26 protein-coding genes are annotated in these 24,703 nt (G+C 61.9%); 11 read left to right on the plus strand and 15 right to left on the minus strand.

Annotated elements, in window-relative coordinates; all coding sequences use genetic code 11:
- Positions 1-390: 390 nt before the first annotated feature.
- The 4 genes from GIB19_RS02040 to GIB19_RS02055 all read right to left on the minus strand — a co-directional run bounded on the left by GIB19_RS02040 (position 391) and on the right by GIB19_RS02055 (position 4,293).
- Positions 391-876 carry a hypothetical protein gene (locus tag GIB19_RS02040; protein ID WP_274883164.1) on the minus strand — a complete coding sequence of 162 codons (486 nt, stop codon included), beginning with the start codon at positions 874-876 and terminating at the stop codon, positions 391-393.
- A gap of 490 nt (positions 877-1,366) precedes the next feature.
- Complete coding sequence (locus GIB19_RS02045) at positions 1,367-2,035, minus strand: hypothetical protein (protein ID WP_274883165.1); 669 nt, start codon at positions 2,033-2,035, stop codon at positions 1,367-1,369.
- A gap of 433 nt (positions 2,036-2,468) precedes the next feature.
- The gene (locus GIB19_RS02050) at positions 2,469-2,879 is read right to left on the minus strand and encodes a hypothetical protein (protein WP_099430526.1); all 411 of its coding nucleotides are present in this window, start codon (positions 2,877-2,879) and stop codon (positions 2,469-2,471) included.
- Position 2,880: 1 nt separating this feature from the next.
- Positions 2,881-4,293 (minus strand): PAAR domain-containing protein, encoded by a 1,413-nt coding sequence (locus tag GIB19_RS02055; protein ID WP_274883168.1) that lies wholly within the window; start codon positions 4,291-4,293, stop codon positions 2,881-2,883.
- Positions 4,294-4,525: 232 nt separating this feature from the next.
- Here GIB19_RS02055 and GIB19_RS02060 point away from each other — a divergent pair, with 232 nt between their 5' ends.
- From GIB19_RS02060 to GIB19_RS02070, 3 genes are all read left to right on the plus strand, one after another.
- Complete coding sequence (locus GIB19_RS02060; protein ID WP_274883169.1) at positions 4,526-6,178, plus strand: acyl-CoA dehydrogenase family protein; 1,653 nt, start codon at positions 4,526-4,528, stop codon at positions 6,176-6,178.
- Between the two features lie 71 nt (positions 6,179-6,249).
- A complete protein-coding gene (gene amn, locus GIB19_RS02065; protein WP_027592636.1) occupies positions 6,250-7,713 on the plus strand; it encodes an AMP nucleosidase in 1,464 nt (487 codons plus the stop codon).
- A gap of 6 nt (positions 7,714-7,719) precedes the next feature.
- Positions 7,720-8,355, plus strand: coding sequence for a pseudouridine synthase (locus tag GIB19_RS02070; RefSeq protein ID WP_274883170.1), 636 nt, complete (start codon positions 7,720-7,722; stop codon positions 8,353-8,355).
- Between the two features lie 87 nt (positions 8,356-8,442).
- Here the strand turns inward: GIB19_RS02070 and GIB19_RS02075 are convergent, their stop codons facing one another.
- Together GIB19_RS02075 and GIB19_RS02080 are read right to left on the minus strand one after the other, a co-directional pair.
- Complete coding sequence (locus GIB19_RS02075) at positions 8,443-8,646, minus strand: DUF2788 domain-containing protein (RefSeq protein ID WP_027592638.1); 204 nt, start codon at positions 8,644-8,646, stop codon at positions 8,443-8,445.
- A 53-nt stretch (positions 8,647-8,699) separates the two neighbouring features.
- The gene (locus tag GIB19_RS02080) at positions 8,700-9,176 is read right to left on the minus strand and encodes an Lrp/AsnC family transcriptional regulator (protein WP_003249795.1); all 477 of its coding nucleotides are present in this window, start codon (positions 9,174-9,176) and stop codon (positions 8,700-8,702) included.
- 397 nt (positions 9,177-9,573) lie between these two features.
- Between GIB19_RS02080 and GIB19_RS02085 the strand changes: the two genes are divergently transcribed.
- The gene (locus GIB19_RS02085) at positions 9,574-10,419 is read left to right on the plus strand and encodes a DUF6515 family protein (RefSeq protein WP_099430523.1); all 846 of its coding nucleotides are present in this window, start codon (positions 9,574-9,576) and stop codon (positions 10,417-10,419) included.
- Positions 10,420-10,543: 124 nt separating this feature from the next.
- Here the strand turns inward: GIB19_RS02085 and GIB19_RS02090 are convergent, their stop codons facing one another.
- Both GIB19_RS02090 and GIB19_RS02095 read right to left on the minus strand, forming a co-directional pair.
- Positions 10,544-11,413 carry a cation diffusion facilitator family transporter gene (locus tag GIB19_RS02090; RefSeq protein WP_099430522.1) on the minus strand — a complete coding sequence of 290 codons (870 nt, stop codon included), beginning with the start codon at positions 11,411-11,413 and terminating at the stop codon, positions 10,544-10,546.
- A gap of 24 nt (positions 11,414-11,437) precedes the next feature.
- Complete coding sequence (locus tag GIB19_RS02095) at positions 11,438-11,857, minus strand: hypothetical protein (RefSeq protein WP_027592641.1); 420 nt, start codon at positions 11,855-11,857, stop codon at positions 11,438-11,440.
- Between the two features lie 116 nt (positions 11,858-11,973).
- On the opposite strand from GIB19_RS02095, the gene hrpB reads away from it, so the two are divergent.
- The gene (hrpB, locus tag GIB19_RS02100) at positions 11,974-14,502 is read left to right on the plus strand and encodes an ATP-dependent helicase HrpB (protein WP_274883195.1); all 2,529 of its coding nucleotides are present in this window, start codon (positions 11,974-11,976) and stop codon (positions 14,500-14,502) included.
- A 9-nt stretch (positions 14,503-14,511) separates the two neighbouring features.
- Here hrpB and GIB19_RS02105 read toward each other — a convergent pair whose 3' ends face one another.
- The 4 genes from GIB19_RS02105 to GIB19_RS02120 form a co-directional block, all read right to left on the minus strand.
- Complete coding sequence (locus tag GIB19_RS02105; RefSeq protein ID WP_099430520.1) at positions 14,512-15,000, minus strand: hypothetical protein; 489 nt, start codon at positions 14,998-15,000, stop codon at positions 14,512-14,514.
- Between the two features lie 137 nt (positions 15,001-15,137).
- Entirely contained in the window at positions 15,138-15,410 is a 273-nt protein-coding gene (locus tag GIB19_RS02110) for a hypothetical protein (protein WP_274883199.1), read from the minus strand.
- A gap of 74 nt (positions 15,411-15,484) precedes the next feature.
- The gene (locus GIB19_RS02115) at positions 15,485-15,667 is read right to left on the minus strand and encodes a hypothetical protein (RefSeq protein WP_225876667.1); all 183 of its coding nucleotides are present in this window, start codon (positions 15,665-15,667) and stop codon (positions 15,485-15,487) included.
- A 107-nt stretch (positions 15,668-15,774) separates the two neighbouring features.
- Entirely contained in the window at positions 15,775-16,431 is a 657-nt protein-coding gene (locus tag GIB19_RS02120; RefSeq protein ID WP_274883201.1) for a YciC family protein, read from the minus strand.
- Positions 16,432-16,597: 166 nt separating this feature from the next.
- Between GIB19_RS02120 and GIB19_RS02125 the strand changes: the two genes are divergently transcribed.
- The 4 genes from GIB19_RS02125 to GIB19_RS02140 all read left to right on the plus strand — a co-directional run bounded on the left by GIB19_RS02125 (position 16,598) and on the right by GIB19_RS02140 (position 20,687).
- A complete protein-coding gene (locus GIB19_RS02125; RefSeq protein ID WP_027595083.1) occupies positions 16,598-17,365 on the plus strand; it encodes a DUF2076 domain-containing protein in 768 nt (255 codons plus the stop codon).
- A gap of 69 nt (positions 17,366-17,434) precedes the next feature.
- Positions 17,435-17,914, plus strand: a complete 480-nt coding sequence (locus GIB19_RS02130; protein ID WP_027595082.1) for a LabA-like NYN domain-containing protein — start codon at positions 17,435-17,437, stop codon at positions 17,912-17,914.
- Between the two features lie 465 nt (positions 17,915-18,379).
- Entirely contained in the window at positions 18,380-19,300 is a 921-nt protein-coding gene (yedA, locus tag GIB19_RS02135) for a drug/metabolite exporter YedA (RefSeq protein ID WP_085272357.1), read from the plus strand.
- Positions 19,301-19,355: 55 nt separating this feature from the next.
- The gene (locus GIB19_RS02140; RefSeq protein ID WP_085272358.1) at positions 19,356-20,687 is read left to right on the plus strand and encodes a DEAD/DEAH box helicase; all 1,332 of its coding nucleotides are present in this window, start codon (positions 19,356-19,358) and stop codon (positions 20,685-20,687) included.
- 144 nt (positions 20,688-20,831) lie between these two features.
- Here GIB19_RS02140 and GIB19_RS02145 read toward each other — a convergent pair whose 3' ends face one another.
- The 3 genes from GIB19_RS02145 to pmrG all read right to left on the minus strand — a co-directional run bounded on the left by GIB19_RS02145 (position 20,832) and on the right by pmrG (position 23,906).
- Entirely contained in the window at positions 20,832-22,079 is a 1,248-nt protein-coding gene (locus tag GIB19_RS02145; RefSeq protein ID WP_274883209.1) for a TIGR03862 family flavoprotein, read from the minus strand.
- A gap of 148 nt (positions 22,080-22,227) precedes the next feature.
- Positions 22,228-23,142 carry a histone deacetylase family protein gene (locus tag GIB19_RS02150; RefSeq protein ID WP_186682994.1) on the minus strand — a complete coding sequence of 305 codons (915 nt, stop codon included), beginning with the start codon at positions 23,140-23,142 and terminating at the stop codon, positions 22,228-22,230.
- Between the two features lie 77 nt (positions 23,143-23,219).
- The gene (gene pmrG, locus GIB19_RS02155; protein ID WP_027595077.1) at positions 23,220-23,906 is read right to left on the minus strand and encodes a lipopolysaccharide core heptose(II)-phosphate phosphatase PmrG; all 687 of its coding nucleotides are present in this window, start codon (positions 23,904-23,906) and stop codon (positions 23,220-23,222) included.
- Between pmrG and GIB19_RS02160 the strand changes: the two genes are divergently transcribed.
- Complete coding sequence (locus GIB19_RS02160) at positions 23,905-24,090, plus strand: hypothetical protein (protein WP_027595076.1); 186 nt, start codon at positions 23,905-23,907, stop codon at positions 24,088-24,090. The genes pmrG and GIB19_RS02160 overlap by 2 nt on opposite strands.
- Positions 24,087-24,656 (plus strand): GNAT family N-acetyltransferase, encoded by a 570-nt coding sequence (locus GIB19_RS02165; protein ID WP_085272361.1) that lies wholly within the window; start codon positions 24,087-24,089, stop codon positions 24,654-24,656. Before GIB19_RS02160 ends, GIB19_RS02165 begins: the two co-directional genes overlap by 4 nt.
- Positions 24,657-24,703: the final 47 nt, after the last annotated feature.

Here is a 24,703-nt window from a genome sequence, read left to right on the forward strand (position 1 = left end):
GGGAAATCGAGCGCCGCCCGCGCGGCGCATTGCAGCACAAGGCTGCTCCTATATTTCTTCCGGGCCAGTTATTCCGCGCGATCCCTTGGTGCATGGCGCGATATCGTGCCGGACCAACAAGGCGGTCGCGCGCCGCCCTCACAGGCGTGACTGGCCCGAAACAGATGTAGGAGCAGCCTTGTGCTGCGAAGCGCCGCGCGGGCGGCGCTCGGTCTCATAGGCGCTAAATGTGTTGTGGCGAGCACCTTTCAGCCCTGATGCATTCTCAAATCATGCCCCCGCGACCTACAACAACTCCAGCCTCTTCCTACGCATCTGCACAGGAGCCATGGCCAAGGCGTTGCTGGATGATACGCCTCAGCCAAGGCTAGGCAGCGCGGGTTACTGCATTCATGGTGCGTAAGCCGACAAATAGCCAAAAAGAGCGGTAATGGGCATCCAGCAGACAATCAGCCATAGAACATTTGCCCAAGTTATTTTTGAATTTTCAAACCCACACGCATCACCCTCACAAACATTGACTGATTGCTGTATCTGTACCATTGCCACCGAGAAAAAGGTGGTGTAGAGGAGTGTGAGCATAATCGGGATTAGGGTGAAAGCTGAGAGTGGCAGGCTATCGAATAACTTTTCGGATATATAGAATTCCCAGCCCACTATCATCAGGATGGGTGCGTAAAACATCAGAGTGACACCGACCGCACTACCTTCTACAGGCCGGTTCGCTTGAGTGCAGCGCGCGACGATTTTTTTCATTAGGAAGTAGATTGTTACAGCGCCGAAAATTGTACAAAGCAGCGGGATGAGTCTGAGGCCATGCTGACCTCTGATGAGTAACCAGTGTCGATAGTACCAGTAGTAAAGGTACAGGCCCATTGATAAAGATCCCATGATCATGAGCTTTGATATGGAGATGACATAGAGCTGTGTTTTTTGGGGCTACTCGTGAGGGTGCTTCTGGTCGGAGCTCATTTGGTGTTCTCTCATTTTATCAGCTTCATTAGGTAATATGCCGCTACCCAGACAACTCCAATAGTGTTTAACGAAGATGCAATGAGTATTTTTCTTCTTAAATACCTAGGGAATTGTAAGTGGTCTTGCTCATTCAGTAGTCCGCTGCGAATGCTCGAAGCGGGGGATCCAATGGCGCCAGCGATTACAGAAATAACTAGAATTCTGGAACGTATTTTTTTCTCTCCCCACATGCCGGTCGCAAATGGGAGACACGCGCTCCGTTGGAGTGCTGAGGTCATTTCTTTATATTGGCGAGAGCAAGCGATGTGAAGGTCAGATGCAAGCCCGATCAAGGCGAGGCAGATAGGAGTGCCTAACAAAAATAGCCTTAGTTTCACGTCAAGGTGATCAATCATTTCCAGAGCCTTCGAAGATTGATTCGCCATGTTTCATGCCGCCAACGCTTCCAGTCAAAGCAGTTTTGCCTATGTGGTGCTAGCTGTATATGAAGTAAGTTATACCAAAGCAGGCTGCGCCTAGGTAAAGTAGATAATTGCAGAGCAGTAGCTGTTTTTTTAAGTTTTTCGGGAATTTGTCGATATCTTTTGGGTCTAGTTTGTTGTGGCGGGCATGCAGATTTTTTATTGGCCAGAATAATACGGCTGATACGACTCCTATTAGCTGTAGTCGTGAGCGAAGGCTTTGTTTGCCCCATATGGCAACATTCAATTTCAGCCAGTAGCTGCTTGGTAATGCAGAAATCATTGTCTCCAGCGTTTTGGGTTGCGCCAAGCGGATATAAAGTGCCAATCCGGTCATGATCATGAAACATGATGTTGTCGCCATAAGTAGTTTCATTGTTTTCGCTGAAAGTTCCGTGTATAGGAGCAGCATTGTGCTGCGAAGCGCCGCGCGGACGGCGCTCGATCTCACAGGCGCTAAATGTGTTTTGGCGTTGAAGGCGAGGAAGTTGGCAGTACGGCTTGACGTTTATCGGGAGTCTGCATTGTATTTTCTCTGCAGTGGCTATATTAAAAAGTAGTTGATAGTAAGCCAGATAAATCCGATGGTACTCGTCCATGAAGCGACAACTAATTTTGTTCTCAGATTGCTGGGTAGTTGATCGTAGTCTCGTGCATCCAGTATGCCTCTGCGGATGCTGGACTTGGGGGATGTAACGGCGCCAGTGATCATAAAAATCACCAAAAGCCTCGAACGTATATTTTTTTCACCCCAAAGCGCGACGGCATAGGAGAGGCATTTGCTCCGGGAGAGCGCTTTGGCCATTTTTGCATATTGACTAGAGCAAGCGATGTGAAGGTCAGATACAAGCCCGGCCAAGGCGAGGAAGAAAGGAGTGCCTAACAACAATAGCCTTAGTTTTACGTCAAGGTGGTCAATCATTTTCAGAGTCCTCGAAGATTAATTCTCCATGTTTCATGCCGGCAACGCTACTAGCCAAAGCTCCTGCGCACGAAATCACTATTCCGCATGCGAAAGCGTCATTGATCGGGCTACATCGCTTTCTTGAAGTATAAATAGCTCGCAAATGCTAGTGCTGCTCCAGCGAACATCAACAGTTCGGCTGATTTTAGTTGGCGTTTTAGTTTTTTAGGGAAGTTTTCTACCTCGCGCTTGTCCAATTTGTTCAAGCGGATGTGAATGGCATAGGTTGGCCAGCTCAGCAGGCAGCCAATTGCGCAGGCGAGCCAGAATCGTCCTTTCAATCCAAGAGATTTGAAGGGAGTGGTAATGGAATTCAGATAATAGCTGCTCGACAGTGAAGTGAGCATGGTTTCAAGGTTTTTGGTCCAGGCCAGCCTAGCAATCATGAATATCCCTAGGAATATCATGAACCAAGGAGCCAGTAGCGCTACTATTTTCCAGGCGAAGGGGTGGTTTACTATTTTTAAAATTATATCCATTCTACTCGTCCCGAGGCCTCATTGGCTCTGTGATTTCAAAGACTACCTCGCCGACTTCTTCGCCGGCGGCCATTCCACCCACACTACCAGCCATTGATCCCGCACCTGTTATAGCAATACTGCAAACGGCTGCTCCAATGGGGCCAAAGCCCACGCAAGCTACGATAGCCAGCCTGCTGGCTATTGCTCCAGTTATGACGCCACCTGTTACCCCACCCAAAAAATTTCCAGTTTCTTTTAATTTGATTTTTTTGCAGCTCTCAGTATCACCTGCTCGGCAAGCCTCCTTGATTTTTAACAGTGAACTACCACCGCCGAGCGCCATGCCTATATGTCCCCCAGCTTTCAGGTATTTCGACATGCTTGCCAACTTATCCAGGTGGGTTGAATACCCCGGAATCTGCCCCGGTGCTCCAGCTTTGCTCCAATGATGAACAAGGCTCCGGCTGGATATCCCCAATCCTCGACGCAGGGTGTCGTAACTACCAAGCTCCATACGCTTGTTAAGATAACTTACCCTCAGCTTGGCATTCAGTTGCCGGAACAGTTCTTTACGCTCGGCGAAGAACTCCGCGCTGCGCAGGTGTCCATGCTTCGAGAACTGCTGCTGATGCAGCTTTTCGATATTGCGCAGTGTGGTGCCTAGTTCATCTAGCGATTTGGCCATCATCGCCTCGCTCACCCCCATCGCCAGGCTTACATCGCTAAGCAAACCGGCAATCTCGGCCTGGTGACGCATCATGAAGTTGGCTTCTTCGGGTGTCAGCTCTGCCAAGGCTTCACGTGCAAGTTCCGCCGCACTCATCGCGTGCATTTCCTGGCGAGTGCAGGCGTGGCCGTTCCGTGGGTCGCCGATAATGAAAATTTCGCCGGCTTTGAAGCCTTGTTGATAAGTCGGGTTGAGCCTTTTCAACATGGCATCCGGCAGTACCGATTGTGTATCACTCAGCCTAGTTAGCACCTGGTCGTACGACATGCTGCGTGGAATGATGTAAAAGCCTGGCTCTAGCTCTGGCAGCCTGGCAGCTGCGGGCTGGTTAGCATGACGGGTGGGTGTGCTGCTGTTTGTTTGAGAGGCAGCCTGAGGTGTGGGCAATGTGACTGATGTACTTCGGGGATGAGGTCGCTGGTGCATGGGCGCGACTACCCGATTGCTGCCTATTGGGCAACCGCACTGGACCAGTGCGCCATCCACGGCGGTCGGTATCCCGTCCTGCTTCCATCGACTTTCGCCTTCAACGATGGTCCCTTCGTTACCGCAGAGTGGGCAGGGTGTTGTTTTGTCGCCCACCAGCAGCCAGCCGCTCCCGTGTACACGCCCACGTGCCTGGCCGGCGATACAGATGGCACCGGTGGTGGTCTGGTCGCCGTCGAGTCCCTGGCCTTTGCCAAGGATGTTCATACGCTGGCTCATGGTTCGACGCTTCCTAAAAGGGTGGAAGCCCGAACCTAGCACTCTGGAAACGGCACATTTCACTGGAAGAATGGTTTAGGAAACCTCCTACACGAAATGCAGATTTGGATGTCGTCCGATAATCACCGCCGCAGCCAAATGCCATCCCGATTAGTCATTTTTGTCACTTTGACTGACCCCCAGGGAGTGCTTCACTGGGACTTTCAGGCCTGCACGGATCCAGGAGCTGCCAATGAACCTGCACCAGTACGCTGAAACCCACGAAGTCACCAACCAGCCGCCGTCCCTCGACGGCGCCAACCTGTACCGCCTTGACCAAACCTTGCAGGAGTGGTCGCGGCGTTTTGGCGCTGGCTGGGCCGAGTCGCGGATCGATGCTTACGGTGCCTTGGCCGGTGGGCCGCTGATGGCTGCGGGCTTCTTGGCCAACGCGCACAAGCCCGAATTCAGCAGCCACGACCGTTATGGCCATCGTATTGACTTGGTCGAGTTCCACCCGGCCTACCACGAGCTGATGCGCACTGCCGTCGAGCACGGTCTGCCTTCTCTGCCATGGGCAGAACCCCGTGCCGGTGCGCATGTGGCGCGCGCGTCGATGACCTACCTGCACAGCCAGGCCGAAGCTGGCACTGGCTGCCCGCTGACCATGACTTTCGCCGCCGTGCCGGCGCTGCGCCTTCAGCCCGAACTGGCCGAATACTGGCTGCCGAAAATCCTGGCCTGCGAATATGACCCGCGCAACGTCGGGGACCGGCACAAGGCCGGGGTTACCCTGGGCATGGCCATGACCGAGAAGCAGGGCGGCACCGACGTGCGTGCCAACACCACGCGGGCCTACCCGGTCGGTGCGCCGGGCCCTGGCCAGGCGTATGAACTGGTCGGGCACAAGTGGTTTTGCTCGGCGCCGATGTGCGATGCCTTTCTTACCCTGGCCCAGACCGAAAAAGGCCTGAGCTGCTTCCTGTTGCCCCGCCATCGCCCAGATGACAACCGCAACCAGTTCTATATCCAGCGCTTGAAAAACAAGCTGGGCAACAGCTCCAATGCGTCCAGTGAAGTCGAGTTTCGGGGCGCCCTGGCGTGGATGGTGGGTGAAGAAGGGCGGGGTGTGCCGACCATTATCGAGATGGTCGCCATGACCCGTTTCGACTGCATGGTTGGCTCCAGTGCCCTGATGCGCCAGGCCCTCACCCAGGCCGCCCATCATTGCGCGTTCCGTAAGGTCGGCGGCCGGGTATTGAACGAGCAGCCGCTGATGCAGAACGTGCTGGCCGACCTGGCGCTGGAGAGCGAGGCGGCGCTGGCCCTGAGCCTGCGCATGGGGCAGGCCCTGGAGCAGCTCGATGACCCGCAGCAGGCGCATTTTGCCCGGCTGGTCACAGCGGTGGGCAAGTACTGGATCTGCAAGCGTGCCCCGGCAATGATCAACGAGGCCGCCGAATGCCTGGGCGGGGCCGGGTACGTCGAAGACAGCATCCTGCCGCGGTTGTACCGCGAAGCACCGGTCAACTCGACCTGGGAAGGCTCGGGCAATGTGCAGTGCCTGGATGTGTTGCGGGCGTTGTCCAAGGAGCCGGGGGTGCTGGACGCGCTGTTCACCGAGCTGGGTGATGGCCATGGCGACCCACGGCTGGCTGCGCACATTGGCAACCTCAAGGGGGCGTTCGCCGACACCACCGACATCCAGTACCGCGCCCGTCAGCTGACCGAGGACATTGCACTGGCGCTGCAGGCCAAGCTGCTGCTGGAGGCGGGTAATGCGGTGGTCAGCGATGCGTTCATCGGCAGCCGCCTGGCCGGTGGTGGTCGGGCCTATGGCGCGCTGCCGCGGGGTGTGGATGTTCAGGCGCTGGTGGCAAGGGCCACGCCGGTCTGGCAAGACTGATCAATGGGGGTGTATTTAGCCACGAAGGCAGGCAAGATGGTCCACATGCATGTCCAGACAGGAAGCACAGTGTGAGCCACGCTTTTGTAGTCGTTGATACCCCAGAACAGGCCGTCGACCGTCTGGCGGCCCTGCATGAACAGGCCACCGGTGCCCTCAGCCAAGCCCTCAAGCGCTACCTCAAGGACCGAACCGAGCCCGATGCCGACGAGCGCGGGCTGTTCCGTTATCCCGCGCTGCGCCTGACCTATTACAGCCAGGGTGAGGTCGCGGCCACCACGCGTGCCTACGCCAAGGTCCAGGTCGCCGGCACCTACAGCGTCACCGTCACCCAGCCAGCTGCGTTCCGTGGCTATCTGCTCGAGCAACTGCGCCCGCTCATGCACGACTACACCGTGACAGTGGAAGTGGGTGTGAGCGAGCAGAACATCCCGTACCCCTACGTGGTCGACCAGGGCGACGAACTGGCCGGCAGCGGCATCACTGCCGCCCAGCTGGCGCGGGTGTTCCCCAGCACTGACCTGTCGGCAGCCACCGACAATATCGCCGATGGCCTGTACGACTGGGACAGCACCGAAACCCTGCCGCTGGCGCTGTTCGATGCCGCGCGTGTCGACTTCTCGCTGCGTCGCCTGGTGCACTACACCGGCAGCGACTGGCGGCATGTACAGCCGTGGATTTTGCTGACCAACTACCACCGCTATGTCGACCAGTTCATCAGCCATGGCCTTGAGCAACTGCGTGACGACCCGCGTTTCGTGCGCATGGTGCTGCCGGGCAACGTGGTGATCGAAAAGGGTATGGATCATGGCGAAACCCAGGCCCTGGTGGCCAGCGTGGTCTGGCACCGTTACCAGATGCCGGCCTACCACCTGATCGCCGCCGACGGCGACGGCGTGACCTTGGTCAACATCGGCGTCGGCCCTTCCAATGCCAAGAACATCACCGACCACCTGGCCGTGCTGCGCCCGCACTGCTGGCTGATGATCGGCCACTGCGGCGGCCTGCGTCAGTCGCAGACCATCGGTGACTATGTGCTGGCGCACGCGTACATGCGGCGCGACGGCATTCTTGACCGTGTGGTGCCGCCAAACATTCCGATTCCGGCCCTGGCCGAGGTGCAGATGGCCTTGCAGGAGGCAGCAGCACAAGTGACCGGTGAGCGCGGCGAACAGCTGAAAAAGCGCCTGCGCACCGGCACTGTGTTGACCTACGACGACCGTAACTGGGAACTGCGCTGGGCCCAGGAGCGGCCATTGATCAACCTGTCACGTGCAGTGGCGGTGGACATGGAGAGTGGCACCATTGCCGCCCAAGGCTACCGGTTGCGGGTGCCGTACGGCACGTTGCTGTGTGTCTCCGACAAGCCGCTGCACAGCGAGATCAAGCTGCCGGGCTCGGCCAACGCGTTCTACAACCGGGCGGTCAGCCAGCATTTGAAGATCGGCATTGCCGCCCTCGACCTGCTACGTACCGAGCTCAATTCGTTGCACTCGCGTAAACTGCGCAGCTTCGATGAGCCGCCGTTCCGCTGAGGATCCATGCCACTGCCACCCCGTTCCAAGCCGCGCCGCCCTCAGGCGCGGCCTGCCGACCCGCGTCGCCAGCCCAAGGCGCCGCCGGCCGAGCCACGCCTGATCCTGTTCAACAAGCCGTTCGACGTGCTGACCCAGTTCAGCGATGGTGAAGGGCGCGCGACCCTCAAGGACTTCATCGACATCCCGGGCGTTTACCCGGCCGGGCGGCTGGACCGCGACAGTGAAGGCCTGCTGCTGCTGACCAACCATGGCGGCCTGCAGGCGCGCATCGCCGACCCCAAGCACAAGCTGGCCAAGACGTACTGGGTACAAGTGGAAGGTGAGCCGAGCGACGAGCAGTTGCAACGCCTGAGCGAGGGGGTGATGCTCAATGACGGCCCGACCTTGCCGGCCGAGGCCCGCCGCCTGGATGAACCTGAACTGTGGCCGCGCAACCCGCCGGTACGTTTTCGCAAGAGCGTGCCGACCCATTGGCTGGAGCTGGTGATTCGCGAAGGGCGCAACCGCCAGGTGCGGCGAATGACGGCGGCGGTGGGGTTGCCCACCTTGCGCCTGGTGCGGGTGCGGATTGGCGACTGGACGCTGGACGGCCTGGACCAAGGCTGTTGGCGCGAAGTGCCAGCCAAACTACCTCGGTAGGAGCAGCCTTGTGCTGCGAAAGGGCCGGTATGTTCGACCTAGATCTTGGCGAGCGGCCAGGGGCCTCTTCGCAGCACAAGGCTGCGCCTACACCCCTTCCAGAAACGCCACTACCACGCTCTTGATGATAAAGGCCAGTACCCCAAGCCCCAGCACGAAGAACAGGATCAGGGTGCCGAACCGCCCGGCCTTGGACTTTTTCGCCAGGTCCCAGACGATAAAGCCCATGAAACCGATCAACACGGTGACGAGGATGATCATCATCCATTCTTCGAATACGGCGGGATCCATCAGTGTTCTCCAGGCAGGCTGAGCGCTCGATCATACGCCGGGCGATGAAGTATTCAACGCAGGTGGGTCAATGGAAGCTCGGTACTGGCCAGTACCTGGTTCAGCACGAAGCTCGAACGCACGCTGGTGACGCCTTCGATGCGGGTCAGGCTGCCGAGTAGCAATTTCTGATAGTGGTCCATGTCCGGTACCACCACCTTGAGCTGGTAGTCGGCGTCCATACCGGTGACCAGGCTGCATTCAAGCACCTGGGGCAAGTTGCGGATGGCGGCCTCGAAGGTCTCGAAGCGCTCTGGGGTGTGGCGGTCCATGCCGATCAGGACATAGGCGGTCAGGCTCAACCCCAGCTTCTTGCGATCGAGCAGGGCAACCTGGCGCGAGATGTAGCCGTCGTCCTCAAGTTGTTTGACCCGACGCGAGCACGGCGAAGGCGACAAGCCGATGCGTTCGGCCAGCTCCTGGTTGGAAATGCGCGCATCGCGCTGCAGTTCGGCGAGGATGCTCAGGTCGTAGCGGTCAAGTTTGCTCATGGAATATGCCTTTTCTGTTCAGATTGCGGTGAATTATCAATCTAAGGTGAAAAATTGCGCAAGTGCTATTTATCTGAGCAATCTTCGCAATCCTCTGTCGCCCGCTGCCCGGTATCTTTATCCACAGAATCACTGCCCGGACATCAGTCCACGGCGACGCGCTCTAGGCGAGCGGTCGCGGCCCGGCCATCCAACAGGATCCGCCAGGCCCCCGGGCTACACACCGTCCAGAAGACGGCGTGAGGTGAGCCGGCGCCACAAGTGCCGAGCACGGACGACAATTCCCAAAGGGAGGCCCAACGGCCTCCCTTTTTTCATGTCCGCGATTTTAAGTTGCCGGTGTGGCCGGCGCGGTAGACTGGCAGCGGCTGCAGTCATTTTGATCGAGAGGGGCACCATGAAGTCGCGCATCTGGCAGTGGGCAGGTGTTGGTTTGGTTACGTTGAGCATCAGCTTTGGCGCTGTGGCGCAGGGGCCTGATGAGGGGCATGGCGGGGGCCATGGCGGCAACGGGCCACAGGACCCGAACGGCGCCGCCGCGGGCCGCTCCCCGCTCAACTCGCGCGACGAAGTACGCCAGACGCAGCCCCCGCGCCAGGGTTATTACCAGGACATCCCCCGGCACAATGGCGATAACCGCTATTGGCAAGCCGGTGGGCCGGGGCAGCGGCCGGGCGGTGACTGGCAGGGGCGCCCGGACGGCCATGGCAATGGCTGGGGGCCAGGGCCGCAGTATCGCCCAGGGCAGACCATCGACCGCTTCCCGGATCGCTACTGGAAGGTGCCTTACCGCGGGCACGACTACTTCTATTCGGGCGGCTATTGGTATCGACCGCACGGCGGCAGTTACATCGTCGTGGCACCGCCTTATGGTGCGCGGGTGGAGTACCTGCCGGCGTATGCCCGTGAGGTTTGGCTGGGTGGGGCGCTGTTCTTCCTGGTAGCCGATACCTATTACCAGTACCTGGCGGACAGCCGCGAGTATGTGGTGGTGAACCCGCCGATGGCTGCACCCGCGCCTGTACCACCCGCAGTTGGCGGCTACGACGTGGTGGCTTATCCAATGTATGGCCAGGGGCAGGAACAGCAGGAACAGGACCGCTACCAGTGCCACCGTTGGGCGGTGACCCAGTCAGGCTTTGACCCGGCGACGGCGGCCTATGCACCCCCTTTGAATGTGACCGATACCTACCGGCGTGCGCTGGGCGCCTGTTTCAGCGGGCGCGGCTACAGCATCAACTGAGCCTGAAGCGGCCTTTGTGGGAGCGGCCTTGCGTCGCGAAAGGGCCGCACAGCGGCCCCAGCGATTTCTGCTACGCCGCAAACCTGGGGCCGCTACGCGCCCCTTTCGCGACGCAAGGCCGCTCCTACACGGGGTCCGCGTGCACCATCACATCCGCCTGTGGATAACGCTGGCGAATTACCTCCGATGCCGTCACGCACAAACTGTGCGCTTCATGCAGCGCCAGTTCGCCCGGCAACTCCAGGTGCAACTGCACGAACCACTGGTTGCCCGAGACCCGTGTACGCAAATCATGCACCCCCTTCACGCCAGGGATGGCCAGCACCAGGGCGGACATCGCCTCGCCTACATCGCCCGGCAGCTCCTTGTCCATCAGGATGGCGGTGCTCTCCCGCGCGATCTGCAGCGCACTCCAGAGAATGTAAAAGGCAATGCCCAAGCCGAACAGGGCATCCAGTTGCGACCAGCCAAATTGGGTCAGCAGCAACGCCAGCAAGATGCTGCCGTTCAGCAGCAGGTCTGAGCGGTAGTGCAGGGAGTCGGCGCGCACCGCAGTGGAGCCGGTCAGGCGTATAACCTTGTGCTGCAACGCCAGCAAGGCAACGGTCAAGGCCAGTGAAAGCAGCATGACCGCGATGCCGACGCCCGTGTCACCCAAGGGTTGTGGGGTTTGCAGGCGTTCGACTGCCTGCACCCCGATCAGCACCGCGCTGACTGCGATGAACAGCGCCTGGGCCATACCCGCCAAGGCCTCGGCCTTGCCGTGGCCAAACCGATGGTCATCATCGGCCGGGCGCAGGGCGTAATGCACGGCGAGCAAGTTGAGAAACGAGGCGACGGCGTCCAGTGCCGAGTCGGTCAACCCGGCCAACAGGCTGACCGAGCCGCTCAGCCACCAGGCCAGCGCCTTGCTCACGACCAGGATGCTGGCCACCGCCAGTGACGCGCGGGTGGCCAGGCGCAGCAGGCGCTGGTGTTCAGCCGGGGTGATCATGCCGGGGCGATGTCCTTGTCTGGGTCAGGCAGCCGGTACCAACTGGTAGGCGGCCAGTTGCTCGACGCTGCCACGGTGCTGGATCAGCCGTGGGTCGTTCAGCGGCAGGCGCTGGCCCAGTTCGCTTTCAAGAATGGCCTGCAGCTTGAGGTTGTCGACCTTACCGTCCGGGCTTACCGCTTCGCGCAGTTTCTCTGGGGCGACCTGGGCTGTGCGGCCACCCGGGTAGTAGATGGCGCCGGTGGCAAAGTCGATGCCGAAGGCGATCAGCCCGGGGATCACGTAGAAGAGAATGCCGATGGCGTCCATGGCGGCGACCACGGGGTCGATCTTGCCGTCGATCTGGCCGCGGCGGTCTGGGTAGAACAGCGTGCCGCAGGCCGTCAGCTGGGTCAGCAAGGTGACGATGAGGGCGCCGCCGATGACACGGGATGGGATACGCATGTAAATCTCCGAAAAGGTATTCAGCAGGGCAAGCGAAGCGCCAGCACCTGATGCTAAGACCATGATAGAGCAGGCTGGGTTCGCCGTTATACTCGCCCGACTGTTCGAGGACCACCATGATTTCATTACCGATCGATACTGTTTTGCCCGCCTTGCGCCAGGCCCTGGAAAACCGCGACGAAGCCGTGCTCGAAGCACCGCCCGGCGCCGGCAAGACCACCCGTGTGCCCTTGGCATTGCTGGACGCGCCGTGGCTGGCTGGGCAAACCATCGTGATGCTCGAACCACGCCGCCTGGCCGCCCGCGCGGCGGCCGAAAGGCTGGCCAGCGAGCTGGGTGAAAAGGTCGGGGAGACCGTGGGCTATCGTATTCGCCTGGACAGCAAGGTCGGGCCGAAGACCCGTATCGAGGTGGTCACCGAGGGTATCCTCACACGCCGCTTGCAGGCAGACCCTGCGCTGGATGGCGTGGGGCTGTTGATCTTCGACGAGTTCCACGAACGCAGCCTGGACGCCGACCTGGCCCTGGCCTTGAGCCTCAATGGGCGTGAACTGCTACGTGACGAACCGCCCCTGAAAATCTTGCTGATGTCGGCGACGCTGGAGGGCGAGCGGCTGTCGCGGCTGCTCGACGATGCGCCGGTGGTCAGCAGCGAAGGCCGCATGTACCCGGTGGATATCCGCTGGGGTCGGCCGTTCCAGCCGGGCGAGTTCATCGAGCCGCGGGTCGTCGAGTGCGTGCTCCATGCGCTGGCGGACCAGACCGGCAGCGTGCTGGTGTTCCTGCCCGGCCAGGCCGAAATCCGCCGCGTTCATCAGAGCCTTCAGGACATGCTGGGCGAACGTTCCGACATCCTGCTTTGCCCATTGCACGGCGAGCTCGACCTCAATGCCCAGCGTGCGGCGATCGACCCAGCCCCTGCCGGCAAGCGCAAAGTGGTGCTGGCCACCAACATCGCCGAAACCAGCCTGACCATCGACGGCGTGCGCGTGGTGGTTGATGCCGGCTTGGCACGGGTGCCGCGCTTCGACCCCGGCAGCGGCATGACGCGGCTCGACACCCAGCGTATCTCTCGCGCCAGCGCCACCCAGCGCGCCGGCCGGGCTGGCCGCCTGGAGCCGGGGGTGTGCTACCGGCTGTGGTCCGAGGCCCAGCATGACCAGTTGGCGGCGCATGGCAGCGCAGAAATCCTCCAGGCCGACCTCGCCGGCCTAGCCTTGCAACTGGCCCGATGGGGCGTCACGCCTGATCAACTGCGCTGGCTGGACCAGCCGCCCGCGGCGGCGTTCTCCCAGGCCCAGGACCTGTTGGCACGGCTCAGTGCCTTCAAGGCGGGCAGCCGCGACAACCTCAGCGAGCACGGCCAGGCCATGGCCGAACTGCCGGCCCACCCACGTATCGCCCATTTGCTGCTGCGCGGGCAGGGTCTGGGCTTGGCGGCCATGGCCTGTGATGTCGCGGCCTTGTTGGGTGAGCGTGATATCCAGCGCGGGGGTGGCGCCGACCTGCACAGCCGGCTGGCGCTGGTCAGCGGTGAAAGCAAAACAGCCCGAGGCGGGCAGGGCGGCGTGCAGCGTGCGCGGCAGCTGGCCCGCCAGTACCGTGGGCTGCTGCGTGGCAAGGCGGGCGCTGGGGTTGCCGACCCTGATCATCCACGCTGGTTGGGCGCACTGTTGGCGCTGGCCTACCCAGACCGGGTTGCCCAGCAGCGCCGCGAGGGCGGTGCCGAGTATCGCCTGGCCAATGGCCGCGCGGCCCTTTTCGCCGAGGTCGATGCCTTGATGAAATGCCCCTGGCTGGTGATTGCCGACCTGGGCAGCCGCCAAGGCCAGCGGGAAGAACGCATTTACCTGGCTGCCGAGTTCGACCCCGCACTGCTGGACGACGTGCTGGCCGAGCAGGTCGAGCGTATTGATATCCTCGACTGGGACGACCGCGAGCAGGTGCTGCGCGCCGAGCGGCAGACCAAGGTCGGCGAACTGGTGCTCAGCCGCGAGCCGTTGCCTGGCCTGGACGACGACGCCCGCGCCAGAGCCCTGCTCGGCCTGGTACGGCGTAAAGGCTTGAACCTGCTGACCTGGACACCCGATTTGCGCCAGTGGCAGGCGCGGGTGGCGTTGTTACGTCAGCTGGACCTGGACAAGGCCGGGCAAAGTGAGTGGCCAGATTTGAGCGACGAAGCCCTGCTGGCGACCCTGGAAGGCTGGCTGCAACCCTACCTGGGCAAAGTGTCCCGCTTGAGCCATTTTGCCGCGTTGGACCTGTCGTCGATGCTGCGCAACCTGTTGCCATGGCCTTTGCCGCAGCGCCTCGACGAATGGGCGCCGGCGCACTTGGCCGTGCCGTCCGGCTCGCACATACGGCTGGACTACAGTGAAAACCCGCCCATCCTCGCCGTGCGCCTGCAGGAGCTGTTTGGCCTGGCAGACACGCCACGCATCGCCCAAGGGCGACAGCAGGTCAAGTTGCACCTGCTATCGCCAGCACGCCGGCCCGTGCAGGTAACTCAGGATTTGGCCAACTTCTGGCGCACGACCTATGCCGAGGTGAAGAAGGACCTCAAGGGCCGCTATCCCAAGCACTATTGGCCGGATGACCCGCTGGTGGCCGAAGCCACGGCGCGGGCCAAACCGCGGGGTACCTGAGCTACTGCCTCAACCGATCTGCTTGAGCAGGAAAGGGGCGACCACGCCATGATCTACGTTGAGAAATGCAATCCCGTCCCCGTTGTAATGCTGATCATTGTGCATGGCGCCAACCCGGTGGCCCCTGTGGTCACGTAGATAGCAAACGAGGCCTTCCTCGGTCATGTGCAAGGGTTCGATTTTCCAGAAGTCGGTCACCTCGGCGTTCCAGTAGAAGCCGAGGTAGCCGTTACGGCTAACACCCAGTTTCTTGGTGCGCGGATACCATGGAATGCAGAGGTGATAATGCAGTCGATCCTCGGTCTGGGAGTCGAAATGGAAGTCCACAGTTGGCGAATCTTCTCGTCCTCCAACTTGCAGCCAGTCCTCTTCGGGTGTGCCCCAGGTGGGATTGTCGCTGCTGCGGCTCAACCGCAGCGGAATGTTACGGCCGCCCGACCGCATGTACAATTTGCCGCGGAACGACTTGGCGTGGCTCGACTGGATGTCTTCGTCCATGGTGCTTTCTCGTGTTCAACTGAGGAAGCACGCACGTTAGACAGGCATGGCAGGCAGGGGCAGCGTGAACCTTTTCACGGCTGTTCTGCGCTACCCGAAGCGATTCGTAGAAACAGACTGAAGGTTCTGCCTGTCGCTTAGGTGCGAGCCCGCGTGAGGCGGAAAATGGATTCTTTACCCTCAAGCACTCTCAGGTAAGAAAAGTTAGGTGCGGTCACTTTGGGGTTGTGGTGGAGCCTAACCGAATGGCCTTGATGGTCGCGCCAACGGCATATCAAGCTGTCGTCGCTCCAATGCAGCGGTTCAAGCTTGAAGGGGTCGGACACGCTGGCGTATTCGTCCAGCCCCAGATAACCGTTGCGGCTGATCCCCATCGTTTTGTCGTGGTCCGCTCCACTGCCGGTGATCATGAAGTGCAGGCGATTCGACGTTTTCGAGTGAAACAGAAAACGAAAGACGCTGGCAGGCTGCTGATGGCCAGCAATTACCCATCACTTTGGCCGCTTATCACCTTCTGATCGGCGTCTTTGAACAGACTGAGGTAGACGGATTTTAACGTCTCTTGCGCTACGTTTTCGAGCGGGGTTGCCGAGTCGAGTACCTGGAACGTGCCGAGGAAAATCTCGGCCTGTTCTGCCCAGTGGGTGTTAGCCGTGGTCGTGGACATGGAGGCTCCGTATTGGAAGGTCGGGAGCCACCACGGTCACTGATGTTCGACAATGCTGGCAGCCGGCAGGTTTTCCACGGAGCCCGCTTTGTGCGAGGGGCCTGGCATCAGGCGCCGGCATTAGCCTCCAGCAGCGTGAACAGGCGGTACAGCACCACGGTGCTGAACAGCTGCAAGAAGCCGCTGAGGCTGTCCATGGCCAGTTCCATGCCGGGGGACGGCTCTGGGAAGGCCATCAGCAGCAGCCCGTCGATCAGCCAGATCGGCGCCAGCACCGCCAGCACGCAAATCATGATGCGCAGGAAGTTGCCGGTGGTCATCCGCGCACTTTCGCGCATCGACTGCACCACCGGCAGGCCCCGCAGTACCAGCAGGTACTCGGCGAACACCAGGTTGATCATGATCCACACGCCCGGGAAGATGAACAACGCCAGGCCCGCCATGATCAGCAGGGAGCTGATGAGAATCAGCAGGGCCAGCTGCGGCCACAGTTGCACGGCCCGGGCAAACAGGTCGCGCTTGGCGATCTCCTGGCCATTGCTGCGGGTGTCGAGGTAAAGGATCAGCGCCGCGCTGTACAGCGGGTACAACAGCAAGCTGACCAGCATGCCGTAGGCCGGCGACGCCTGGTCGCCCATTTGTCGGTACAGCAGCTGGGTGAGCAAGGCTTCGAGCACCACCAGCGGCAGGCACAGCGGGAGGATGTTCGGCAGGTGGCGGCGGAAGAAGTACAGGGAGTCGCGCAGAACGCTCAGCGGATTCATCGGTCAACATCGCATGGCAGTAAAAGCAGGGGTGTACTTTAGCCCAAAGCAGGCGTGTAGCTGTCACTTGCTGAAAAAAGTTTCACCGCCGAGGTGATTGAATCCAGTGCCTGAACGCCCCATCTTTGACGCTGTCCGTTGTCCCGCTTCCCCATGAGGTAGCTTCATGAACACTGAAGAACAAACCCTTATCGATAGCTTGTTCGGCCGCATCAAGCAGGCGGAAGACCCGAGCCAGCCGCGTGACGCGCAGGCCCAGGCGTGCATCGAGGCGCATGTGCGCCAGCAGCCGGCAGCGCCTTACTACATGGCCCAGGCGATCCTCGTTCAAGAAGCCGCGATCAAGCGCCTTGACGAGCAGAACAAGCAACTGGAGGCGGAGCTTCAGCAAGCTCGCGCACAGGTCGAAGCCAGCCGCGCCGGTAACAGCAGCCCCACCAGCAACGGTGGCGGTGGTTTTCTGTCGAGCATCTTTGGTTCGGGTGGGCGTAACACGCCACCGGCCGTGCAACCGCAGCGCCCCTCGGCGCCCGTTGCTGGCGGGGGTGGCTGGCGTGAACCGTCGGCGCCGGGCTTTAGCCCGCAGCAACCGCAGCAACAGCAGCAAGCTGGCTTCGGCGCAGCGCCAGCGCGAGGGGGCGCCAGCAGCTTCCTCGGCGGTGCGATGCAGACCGCTGCCGGCGTGGCCGGCGGGGTGTTGCTGGCCCAAGGGATCAGCAGCCTGTTCAACCACAACTCGCAGCCAGAGGAAGTGGTGGAAGTGATCAAGGAAGAGCCGACACCGGCCAGCGACAGCGGCGGCTGGAACGACCAGGGCGGGCAGCAGCAGGTGGCCGACAACGGCGGTTGGGGCAATGACCAGGGTGGTTACGCCGATACCGATTACGGCGGTGGTGACGGCGGGTTCTTCTCCGACGACGACTCCTACGTCTGACGGGTCTGGCATACTGCTGGCATTTGGGGCTGCACGGCAGCCCCGGTTCCATCAGACCATGAGGTTCCCGTGAAAAAGATCGCGTTGTTCGCCGACGTGCAGAACCTCTACTACACCGTGCGCCAGGCGCATGGCTGCCATTTCAACTACGCCGCGTTGTGGGCCGAGGTCAGCCGTGAAGGGCAGATCGTTGAAGCCGTGGCCTATGCCATCGACCGCGGTGACAGCAAGCAACAGCAATTCCAGCAGATCTTGCGCAACCTCGGGTTCGAGGTACGCCTTAAACCGTACATCCAGCGCAGCGACGGCTCGGCCAAAGGTGACTGGGATGTGGGCATCACCCTGGATGTGATCGACGCCGCCAGCCGCGTGGACCAGGTGGTGTTGGCCTCCGGTGATGGCGACTTCGATTTGTTGCTGGAGCGGGTTATCCAGCGCCATGGTGCCGAAGCGGTGGTGTATGGCGTGCCTGGGCTTACGGCGATGTCATTGATACGTGCGGCTAGCCGTTATGTGCCTATTGAGGGGCGGTTGTTGTTGCGGCATTGAGCGCGGGGTTGGGGCGCGCGAGATGTTTGTTGATGGCGTCAGGGCGAAGAGGGGCATGGCGTTAGGTTTTTAGCGCCTGGGAGATCGAGCGCCGCCCGCGCGGCGCTTCGCAGCACAAGGCTGCTCCCACATCTGTTTCGGGCGAGTTATTCCTGGGGCATTGGCGCGCGGGCCCTCGGGGCATGGCGCGATATCGAGTCGGGCAAACAAGGCGGTCGCGCGCAGATACCACAGGCCTGACTGGCCCGAAACAGATGTGGGAGCAGCCTTGTGCTGCGATGCGCCGCGCGGGCGGCGCTCGATCTCAAACGCCCCAAAAATCTCAAACCAACCACCCGGGCCAACACACAACCCCAACGCACCCCCACCAAGTGTGTCGCTCATTTATTCCGGTTTTGTAACTTAAGTTTACGCAGTGACCTTTCTAAACTAAGTCACCCGTAAACGGATTTCGAGTACTTAGCCATGCCTGCCTCCCGCCGCTTCCCACTCCTGCTCATCGGTGCCTTCATGGCCCTGTACCTGGTCTGGGGGTCCACCTACCTGTTCATTCGCATCGGCGTCGAATCGTGGCCACCGATGCTCATGGCAGGCGTGCGCTTTCTGATCGCCGGGGGCCTGTTGTATGGCTTTCTGCGCTGGCGCGGTGTGCCGGCGCCGACCTGGCCGCAATGGCGGGCCGCAGGGGCGATCGGCTTTCTGTTGCTCAGCTGCGGTAACGGCGGCGTGACCGTGGCCGAACACGCCGGTGTGGCGTCCGGCGTGGCGGCCTTGGCGGTAGCGACGGTGCCGCTGTTCACCCTGGTCTTCGGCCTGCTGTTCGGGCACCGCAACTCGCGGCTCGAATGGGCGGGGATCGGCCTCGGGCTGGCCGGTATCGCACTGCTCAACCTCGGCTCCAACTTGCAGGCAAGCCCGATTGGCGCGGCGCTGATTCTGTTCGCGGCGGCGTCGTGGGCATTTGGTTCGGTATGGAGCAAAAGCTTGCCGCTGCCGCAGGGGCCGATGGCCAGTGCCGCCGAAATGCTGGTGGGCGGTGCCGTGTTGCTGCTGGGCAGTGTGCTGTCGGGCGAGCGCATGACCCAGATGCCCACCGCTGCCGGTTGGGGCGCGCTGGCCTACCTGGTGTTCTTCGGCTCGATCCTGGCGTTCAGTGCCTACATGTACCTGCTCAAGCATGTGCGCCCGGCAGCTGCGACCAGCTATGCCTACGTCAACCCGGCGGTGGCGGTGCTGTTGGGGATCGTCTTCGCCGGTGAACAGATCGGCGCCGAAGAATGCGTGGCCATGGCGGTGATCATTGGCGCAGTGGTGCTGATCGGCCTGCCTCAGTGGCGCAAGGCACCAGCGCCTGCTCAACCGTTGAAGGGCGAAATCTGCAAGTAGGCGGGGGTGTTGCGGTAAACTTGCCGCCTTCGCTGAACCCCCTGACGGTATTGCCATGAATTTCGCCAAACTCGGCCTGATCGAACCCTTGCTGCGTACCCTGCAGCAGCTGGACTACACCACCCCGACCCCGGTCCAGGCCCAGGCCATCCCCGCCGTGCTGGCCGGCCGCGACCTGATGGCTGCGGCCCAGACCGGTACCGGCAAGACCGCAGGCTTTGCCCTGCCGGTGCTGCAGCGCCTGGCGCTGGAAGGTGAGAAGGTTGCCAGCAACTCGATCCGCGCGCTGGTGCTGGTACCGACCCGCGAGCTGGCCGAGCAGGTGCACAACAATGTGCGCGAGTATGCCGAGAACCTGCCGCTGAGCACCTATGCGGTGTACGGTGGGGTGAGCATCAACCCGCAGATGATGCGCCTGCGCCGTGGCGTCGACCTGCTGGTGGCCACCCCGGGCCGCTTGCTCGACCTGTTCCGGCAGAACGCGGTGAAGTTCAACCAGGTGCAGACCCTGGTGCTCGACGAAGCCGACCGCATGCTCGACCTGGGCTTTGCCGAAGAGCTGCAGTCGGTGTACGCCGCGCTGCCGCGCAAGCGCCAGACCTTGCTGTTTTCCGCGACCTTCTCGGACCAGATCCGGGTCCTCGCCGGCCTGGCCCTGAACGACCCGCTTAGCATTGAAGTGAGCCCCCGCAATGCCGCCGCCAACACGGTCAAACAGTGGCTGGTGCCTGTGGACAAAAAGCGCAAGGCCGACCTGTTCTGCCATTTGCTGCGCAAGCAGCGCTGGAGCCAGGTGCTGGTGTTTGCCAAGACCCGCAACGGTGTCGACCAGTTGGTGGAGCGCTTGTTGAGCGAGGGTATCAACGCCGACGGCATCCATGGCGATCGCCCACAGGCCACGCGCCAACGTGCGCTGGATACCTTCAAGGCCCGTGAGATCCAGGTGTTGGTGGCGACCGATGTTGCCGCGCGCGGGCTGGATATCGACGACCTGCCGCTGGTGGTCAACCTCGACCTGCCGATCGTCGCCGAAGACTATGTGCACCGCATTGGCCGCACTGGCCGCGCCGGCAACAAAGGGGAGGCGATTTCGCTGGTGTGTGCCGACGAAGTGCAGATGCTGGCGTCGATCGAGACATTGATCCGCCAGACCTTGCCGCGGCATGAAGAGCCGGACTTTATCCCAGAGCACCGCGTGCCGATGACCGATGCCAGTGGCCAGGTGATCAAGAAACCGAAAAAGCCTAAAAAGCCGAAAGAGAACAGCGCGAAGCGCGGTTTGGGGCGCTGGATGGACAGTGCCGAGGCGGCGAGCCCGGCGCCGTCAGTGAAAGCAGTGCGTAAGGTGCCGAGCTTTAATGGTGGGCCGCGTAAGCGTAAGCCTTGATATCGCCGGGGGGCCGTAGATTTCATTGATTTTGCAGGGGCCGTGTGGGAGCGGGCTTGCCCCGCGAACACCGGCGAAGCCGGTGCCATGCACTGCGTGGCCTCATTCGCGGGGCAAGCCCGCTCCCACAAAGTTGGGCGGCAGCTACCTGTCAGGCAGCCCCGCTACCCATTGCGCCGCCGCCCGCCCGGCGCGCAGCCCGCTGGCAAAACACGCCGTCAGCAAATACCCCCCGGTCGGCGCCTCCCAGTCCAGCATCTCGCCGGCACAGAACACCCCCGGCAATGCCTTGAGCATCAACCCCTCGCTCAGCCCTTCGAAACGCACCCCGCCAGCACTGCTGATGGCCTCATCCAGCGGCCGGGTACGCACCACGGTGATCGGCAACGCCTTGATGGCCCGCGCCAGCGCCTGTGGATCTGCGAACGTGGCCTGATCGGTCAGCTCCCGTAACAACGCCGCCTTGACTCCATCGATGCCCAACTGGCTGTGCAGGTGCTTGGCCATGGAGCGCGAGCCGCGTGGCTTGGCCAATGCCTGGGCGATGTTATCCACACCCTTGCCCGGCAGCAGGTCGAGCAGCAGCACACCCCGGCCGTCACGCGTGATGGCCTCACGCACCGGCGCCGACCAGGCATACACCAGGCTGCCTTCGACACCTTGCGCAGTGAGAATGAACTCACCTTTACGCGGCAGGCTGCCGGGCACGCTCAGGGCAATGTTCTTCAGCGGTGCGCCGGCAAACTTGTCTTTAAGCAAGGTGCTCCAGCCTTCGACCTCAAACCCACAGTTGCTCGGCTGCAAGGGCGAGATATCCACAGCCCGCTCAGCCAGCAGCGGCTGCCACGCACCGTCCGAACCCAGACGCGCCCAGCTACCCCCACCCAGTGCGAGCACCACGGCGGCCGCGTGTACCTGGCGTTCACCCTGTGGATAAGCGATCCGCAGGCTGCCATCGTCATGCCAGCCCAGCCAGCGATGGCGGGTGTGGATAACTACACCGTTGTCGCGCAGGCGCTTGAGCCAGGCGCGCAGCAAGGGCGCGGCCTTCATGTCGCGCGGGAAGACCCGGCCCGAGGTACCGACGAAGGTTTCGATGCCCAGGCCGTGAATCCACTGGCGCAGCGCGTCGGCATCGAAGCCGCGCAGCAGGGCGTCAATCTCGCCCTGGCGTTCGGCGTAGCGCGCGATAAAGGCCGGGTAGGGCTCGGAATGGGTGATGTTCATGCCGCCGACACCTGCCAGCAGGAACTTGCGGCCGACCGAGGGCATGGCATCGAACACCTCGACCGCCAAGCCCGCCTGGGCCAGCGCTTCGGCGGCCATCAGGCCGGCGGGGCCGCCACCGATGACGGCGACAAGGGGAGGGGTGCAGTGGTGAAGATCGGGCATGGGGGCGGCAGGCTGTGGAAAAGAACGCGCATTCTAGCGCAGGCCGGTAGGCGGAAGCACTGATCAAAAAATGATCAATGCTCTGCAGGTGGCGTAGCTAAAGGGCTGCAGCCGCTTTCCAGCAGCTTATCCACAGGCGGTTCCACAGTCATTGTGAACAACCCATGACCCGCGCCGCACTGTGGTGCAGGATGCCGTGGCGCCGTGCCAGGGCCACGCGGTCCTTGCTGTAGCCGCCACCGATCACGCCCACCACCGGGATGTCGCGGCCCAGGCACTGGCGCATCACCAACTCGTCGCGTGCCGCCAGGCCCTCATCGGTCAACTGCAGGTAGCCCAAGGCATCGTCCTTGTGCACATCGACGCCGGCGTCGTACAGCACCAGGTCTGGCTGGTAGAGCGGCAACAGGTAGTTGAGGGCGTCTTCCACCACCTTGAGGTAGGCCGCGTCGCCCATGCCGCGGGGCAGGGGGATGTCCCAGTCGCTCTGGGCCTTGCGGGCCGGGAAGTTCTGTTCACAGTGCAGGGACACGGTAATTGCATCGGGGGTGTCGTGCAGAATTCGCGCGGTGCCGTCGCCCTGGTGCACGTCGCAGTCGAAGATCAGCACCCGGTGCACCCGCCCGGCTTCCAGCAGGTAGCGGCTGATCACGGCCAGGTCGTTGAAGATGCAAAAGCCTGCTGGGTGGTCGTAATGGGCGTGGTGGGTGCCGCCGGCCAAGTGGCAGGCGATGCCATGCTGCAGGGCCAGCTCGGCGCTCAGCAGCGAACCGCCCACGGCGCGCACGGTGCGCCGGGCCAGCGCCTCGCTCCAGGGCAGGCCGAGGCGACGCTGGTCCTCGCGGGACAGGTCGCCGCTCATGTAGCGTTCGATGTAGCTTCGGTCGTGGGCCAGGGCAAGGATGTCGTTGGGGCAGATTTGCGGGCGCAACAGGTCCTGGTCACGGGTGAGGCCGCTGTCGACCAGGTGGTCGCGCAGCAAGCGAAACTTGTCCATCGGGAAGCGGTGCTCGGCGGGGAACTCCGGGCTGTAGTCATCGTGGTAGATCAGCGGCAACGGCATGGTCGGTTCGCAATCGGGGCCAGTGCTGATCTTGCCAGTTGTGGGGCGCCGCGCAACCGACTTGTGGCATTAGCGTGTCATTTGCCGGTGCTGGCCAGTACCCGCTGCCAATCCGGCTCGTTCAAGCGCCCGAGAATCCGCGCCTTGCCGTTGCCGTCGACCGACACGAACAGCGCACTGGCATAGCCGCTTTCCCGTTCCCCACCGACTACACGCTGCTGGCGCTGGAAGTGGTCGATGCAACCATTGTGGGTCACCAACACCAGATTGTGACCAGGGCGTTTGCGCGCCAGGGCTTCATCGGCGAACTGGTTGTCGCAGCTCTCCAGCCAGGCAGCGCTCGGCACGGCCTGGCCCAGAATGAAGTGCGCGGTCTGGCGAGTCCGCACTTTAGGGCTGCTCAGCACATCGGCATTGCTTAAACCCAGCGTGTGCAAACCCTGGCCGACGCGGGTGGCCGCCTGGGTGCCGGCCACGGTGATGCCGGTGGGGTCGTCCAGGCAGGGCCCGGGAGCGCTGTCGCAGCGTTCGGCATGGCGGATCATCACGATCACTGCGCCTTCGGCCCAATCCTGCAGCAGGCCGCTGTCACTCAACTGTTGCTCGTTGCCAAGGTCCACGATGTGCGTCCTCGTTGCCAGCCAGGTGGTCAACGCCGCCACGACCATGCACAGGCCCAGAGCGGCACCGAGGGCCTTGCGTGACAAACGTCGCTTGCGCCGGGCGTGGATGGCAGGGTGGCCCAGGGTATTGCTCGATAGCATGCGTGACTCCGATGGCATGGCCGCGCCGGGTGTGGTCGTGGCTGGCGACATTCTGGTGAGCGGCCTGTCGGGTGGCGGTGAAGGCGTTGTGAAAATTGCATTCAGGCGCCGCCGCTTGAGTGAAACCGTCGCCCGCGCCTACGCTGTAAACTGCAAGACAGCAAAACCGGAGCACACCCGATGACCCCAATTCTTCACCTGGAAAGCGCACGGCTGGTGCTGCGGCAATGGCACGACGACGACCTGCGCGAGTTCGCCGCGCTGTGCGCCGACCCGCACGTGATGCAGTATTTTCCGGCGCCCCTGACGCGCCTGGAGGCGGCCGCGCTGATTGGTCGAATCCGTGGCCATTTCAATGAGCATGGCTTTGGCCTGTGGGCGCTGGAGCGCAAAGACAGCGGCGCCTTCATCGGCATGACCGGGCTGCTGAACGTCAGCTTCGATGCCGATTTTGCGCCCGCGGTAGAAATCGGCTGGCGCCTGGCGCGTCGCCACTGGGGCTTGGGGTTTGCCAGTGAAGCGGCCTGGACCTGCCTGCGTTGTGCCTTCGCCCAATTGCGCCTGGACGAGGTGGTGTCGTTCACTAGTGAGAGCAACTTGCCCTCGCAGAAAGTGATGCAGGCCATCGGCATGCAGCAGGACCCGAGCGGCAGTTTCGAACACCCGCGCCTGCCTGCCGGCCACCCGTTGCGCCCGCATGTGCTGTACCGCATCGACCGCGCACACTGGGAGCAGACCCTGCGCGGCTGAATGGATGGGCATGCGCGGTGCGAATGACAAACCCTGTATCATTCGCC

It is taken from the genome of Pseudomonas sp. ITEM 17296 (assembly GCF_028895205.1).
GTDB lineage: Bacteria > Pseudomonadota > Gammaproteobacteria > Pseudomonadales > Pseudomonadaceae > Aquipseudomonas > Aquipseudomonas kermanshahensis.

Bases quoted from the DNA above. Each gene is read 5' to 3' on its own strand.
- GIB19_RS02040 (WP_274883164.1), bottom strand. From the start codon at position 876: ATGGGCCTGTACCTTTACTACTGGTACTATCGACACTGGTTACTCATC.
- GIB19_RS02045 (WP_274883165.1), bottom strand. From the start codon at position 2,035: ATGGACGAGTACCATCGGATTTATCTGGCTTACTATCAACTACTTTTT.
- GIB19_RS02050 (WP_099430526.1), bottom strand. From the start codon at position 2,879: ATGGATATAATTTTAAAAATAGTAAACCACCCCTTCGCCTGGAAAATA.
- GIB19_RS02055 (WP_274883168.1), bottom strand. From the start codon at position 4,293: ATGAGCCAGCGTATGAACATCCTTGGCAAAGGCCAGGGACTCGACGGC.
- GIB19_RS02060 (WP_274883169.1), top strand. From the start codon at position 4,526: ATGAACCTGCACCAGTACGCTGAAACCCACGAAGTCACCAACCAGCCG.
- GIB19_RS02070 (WP_274883170.1), top strand. From the start codon at position 7,720: ATGCCACTGCCACCCCGTTCCAAGCCGCGCCGCCCTCAGGCGCGGCCT.
- GIB19_RS02075 (WP_027592638.1), bottom strand. From the start codon at position 8,646: ATGGATCCCGCCGTATTCGAAGAATGGATGATGATCATCCTCGTCACC.
- GIB19_RS02080 (WP_003249795.1), bottom strand. From the start codon at position 9,176: ATGAGCAAACTTGACCGCTACGACCTGAGCATCCTCGCCGAACTGCAG.
- GIB19_RS02085 (WP_099430523.1), top strand. From the start codon at position 9,574: ATGAAGTCGCGCATCTGGCAGTGGGCAGGTGTTGGTTTGGTTACGTTG.
- GIB19_RS02090 (WP_099430522.1), bottom strand. From the start codon at position 11,413: ATGATCACCCCGGCTGAACACCAGCGCCTGCTGCGCCTGGCCACCCGC.
- GIB19_RS02095 (WP_027592641.1), bottom strand. From the start codon at position 11,857: ATGCGTATCCCATCCCGTGTCATCGGCGGCGCCCTCATCGTCACCTTG.
- hrpB (WP_274883195.1), top strand. From the start codon at position 11,974: ATGATTTCATTACCGATCGATACTGTTTTGCCCGCCTTGCGCCAGGCC.
- GIB19_RS02105 (WP_099430520.1), bottom strand. From the start codon at position 15,000: ATGGACGAAGACATCCAGTCGAGCCACGCCAAGTCGTTCCGCGGCAAA.
- GIB19_RS02110 (WP_274883199.1), bottom strand. From the start codon at position 15,410: ATGATCACCGGCAGTGGAGCGGACCACGACAAAACGATGGGGATCAGC.
- GIB19_RS02115 (WP_225876667.1), bottom strand. From the start codon at position 15,667: ATGTCCACGACCACGGCTAACACCCACTGGGCAGAACAGGCCGAGATT.
- GIB19_RS02120 (WP_274883201.1), bottom strand. From the start codon at position 16,431: ATGAATCCGCTGAGCGTTCTGCGCGACTCCCTGTACTTCTTCCGCCGC.
- GIB19_RS02125 (WP_027595083.1), top strand. From the start codon at position 16,598: ATGAACACTGAAGAACAAACCCTTATCGATAGCTTGTTCGGCCGCATC.
- yedA (WP_085272357.1), top strand. From the start codon at position 18,380: ATGCCTGCCTCCCGCCGCTTCCCACTCCTGCTCATCGGTGCCTTCATG.
- GIB19_RS02140 (WP_085272358.1), top strand. From the start codon at position 19,356: ATGAATTTCGCCAAACTCGGCCTGATCGAACCCTTGCTGCGTACCCTG.
- GIB19_RS02145 (WP_274883209.1), bottom strand. From the start codon at position 22,079: ATGCCCGATCTTCACCACTGCACCCCTCCCCTTGTCGCCGTCATCGGT.
- GIB19_RS02150 (WP_186682994.1), bottom strand. From the start codon at position 23,142: ATGCCGTTGCCGCTGATCTACCACGATGACTACAGCCCGGAGTTCCCC.
- GIB19_RS02160 (WP_027595076.1), top strand. From the start codon at position 23,905: ATGCGTGACTCCGATGGCATGGCCGCGCCGGGTGTGGTCGTGGCTGGC.
- pmrG (WP_027595077.1), bottom strand. From the start codon at position 23,906: ATGCTATCGAGCAATACCCTGGGCCACCCTGCCATCCACGCCCGGCGC.
- GIB19_RS02165 (WP_085272361.1), top strand. From the start codon at position 24,087: ATGACCCCAATTCTTCACCTGGAAAGCGCACGGCTGGTGCTGCGGCAA.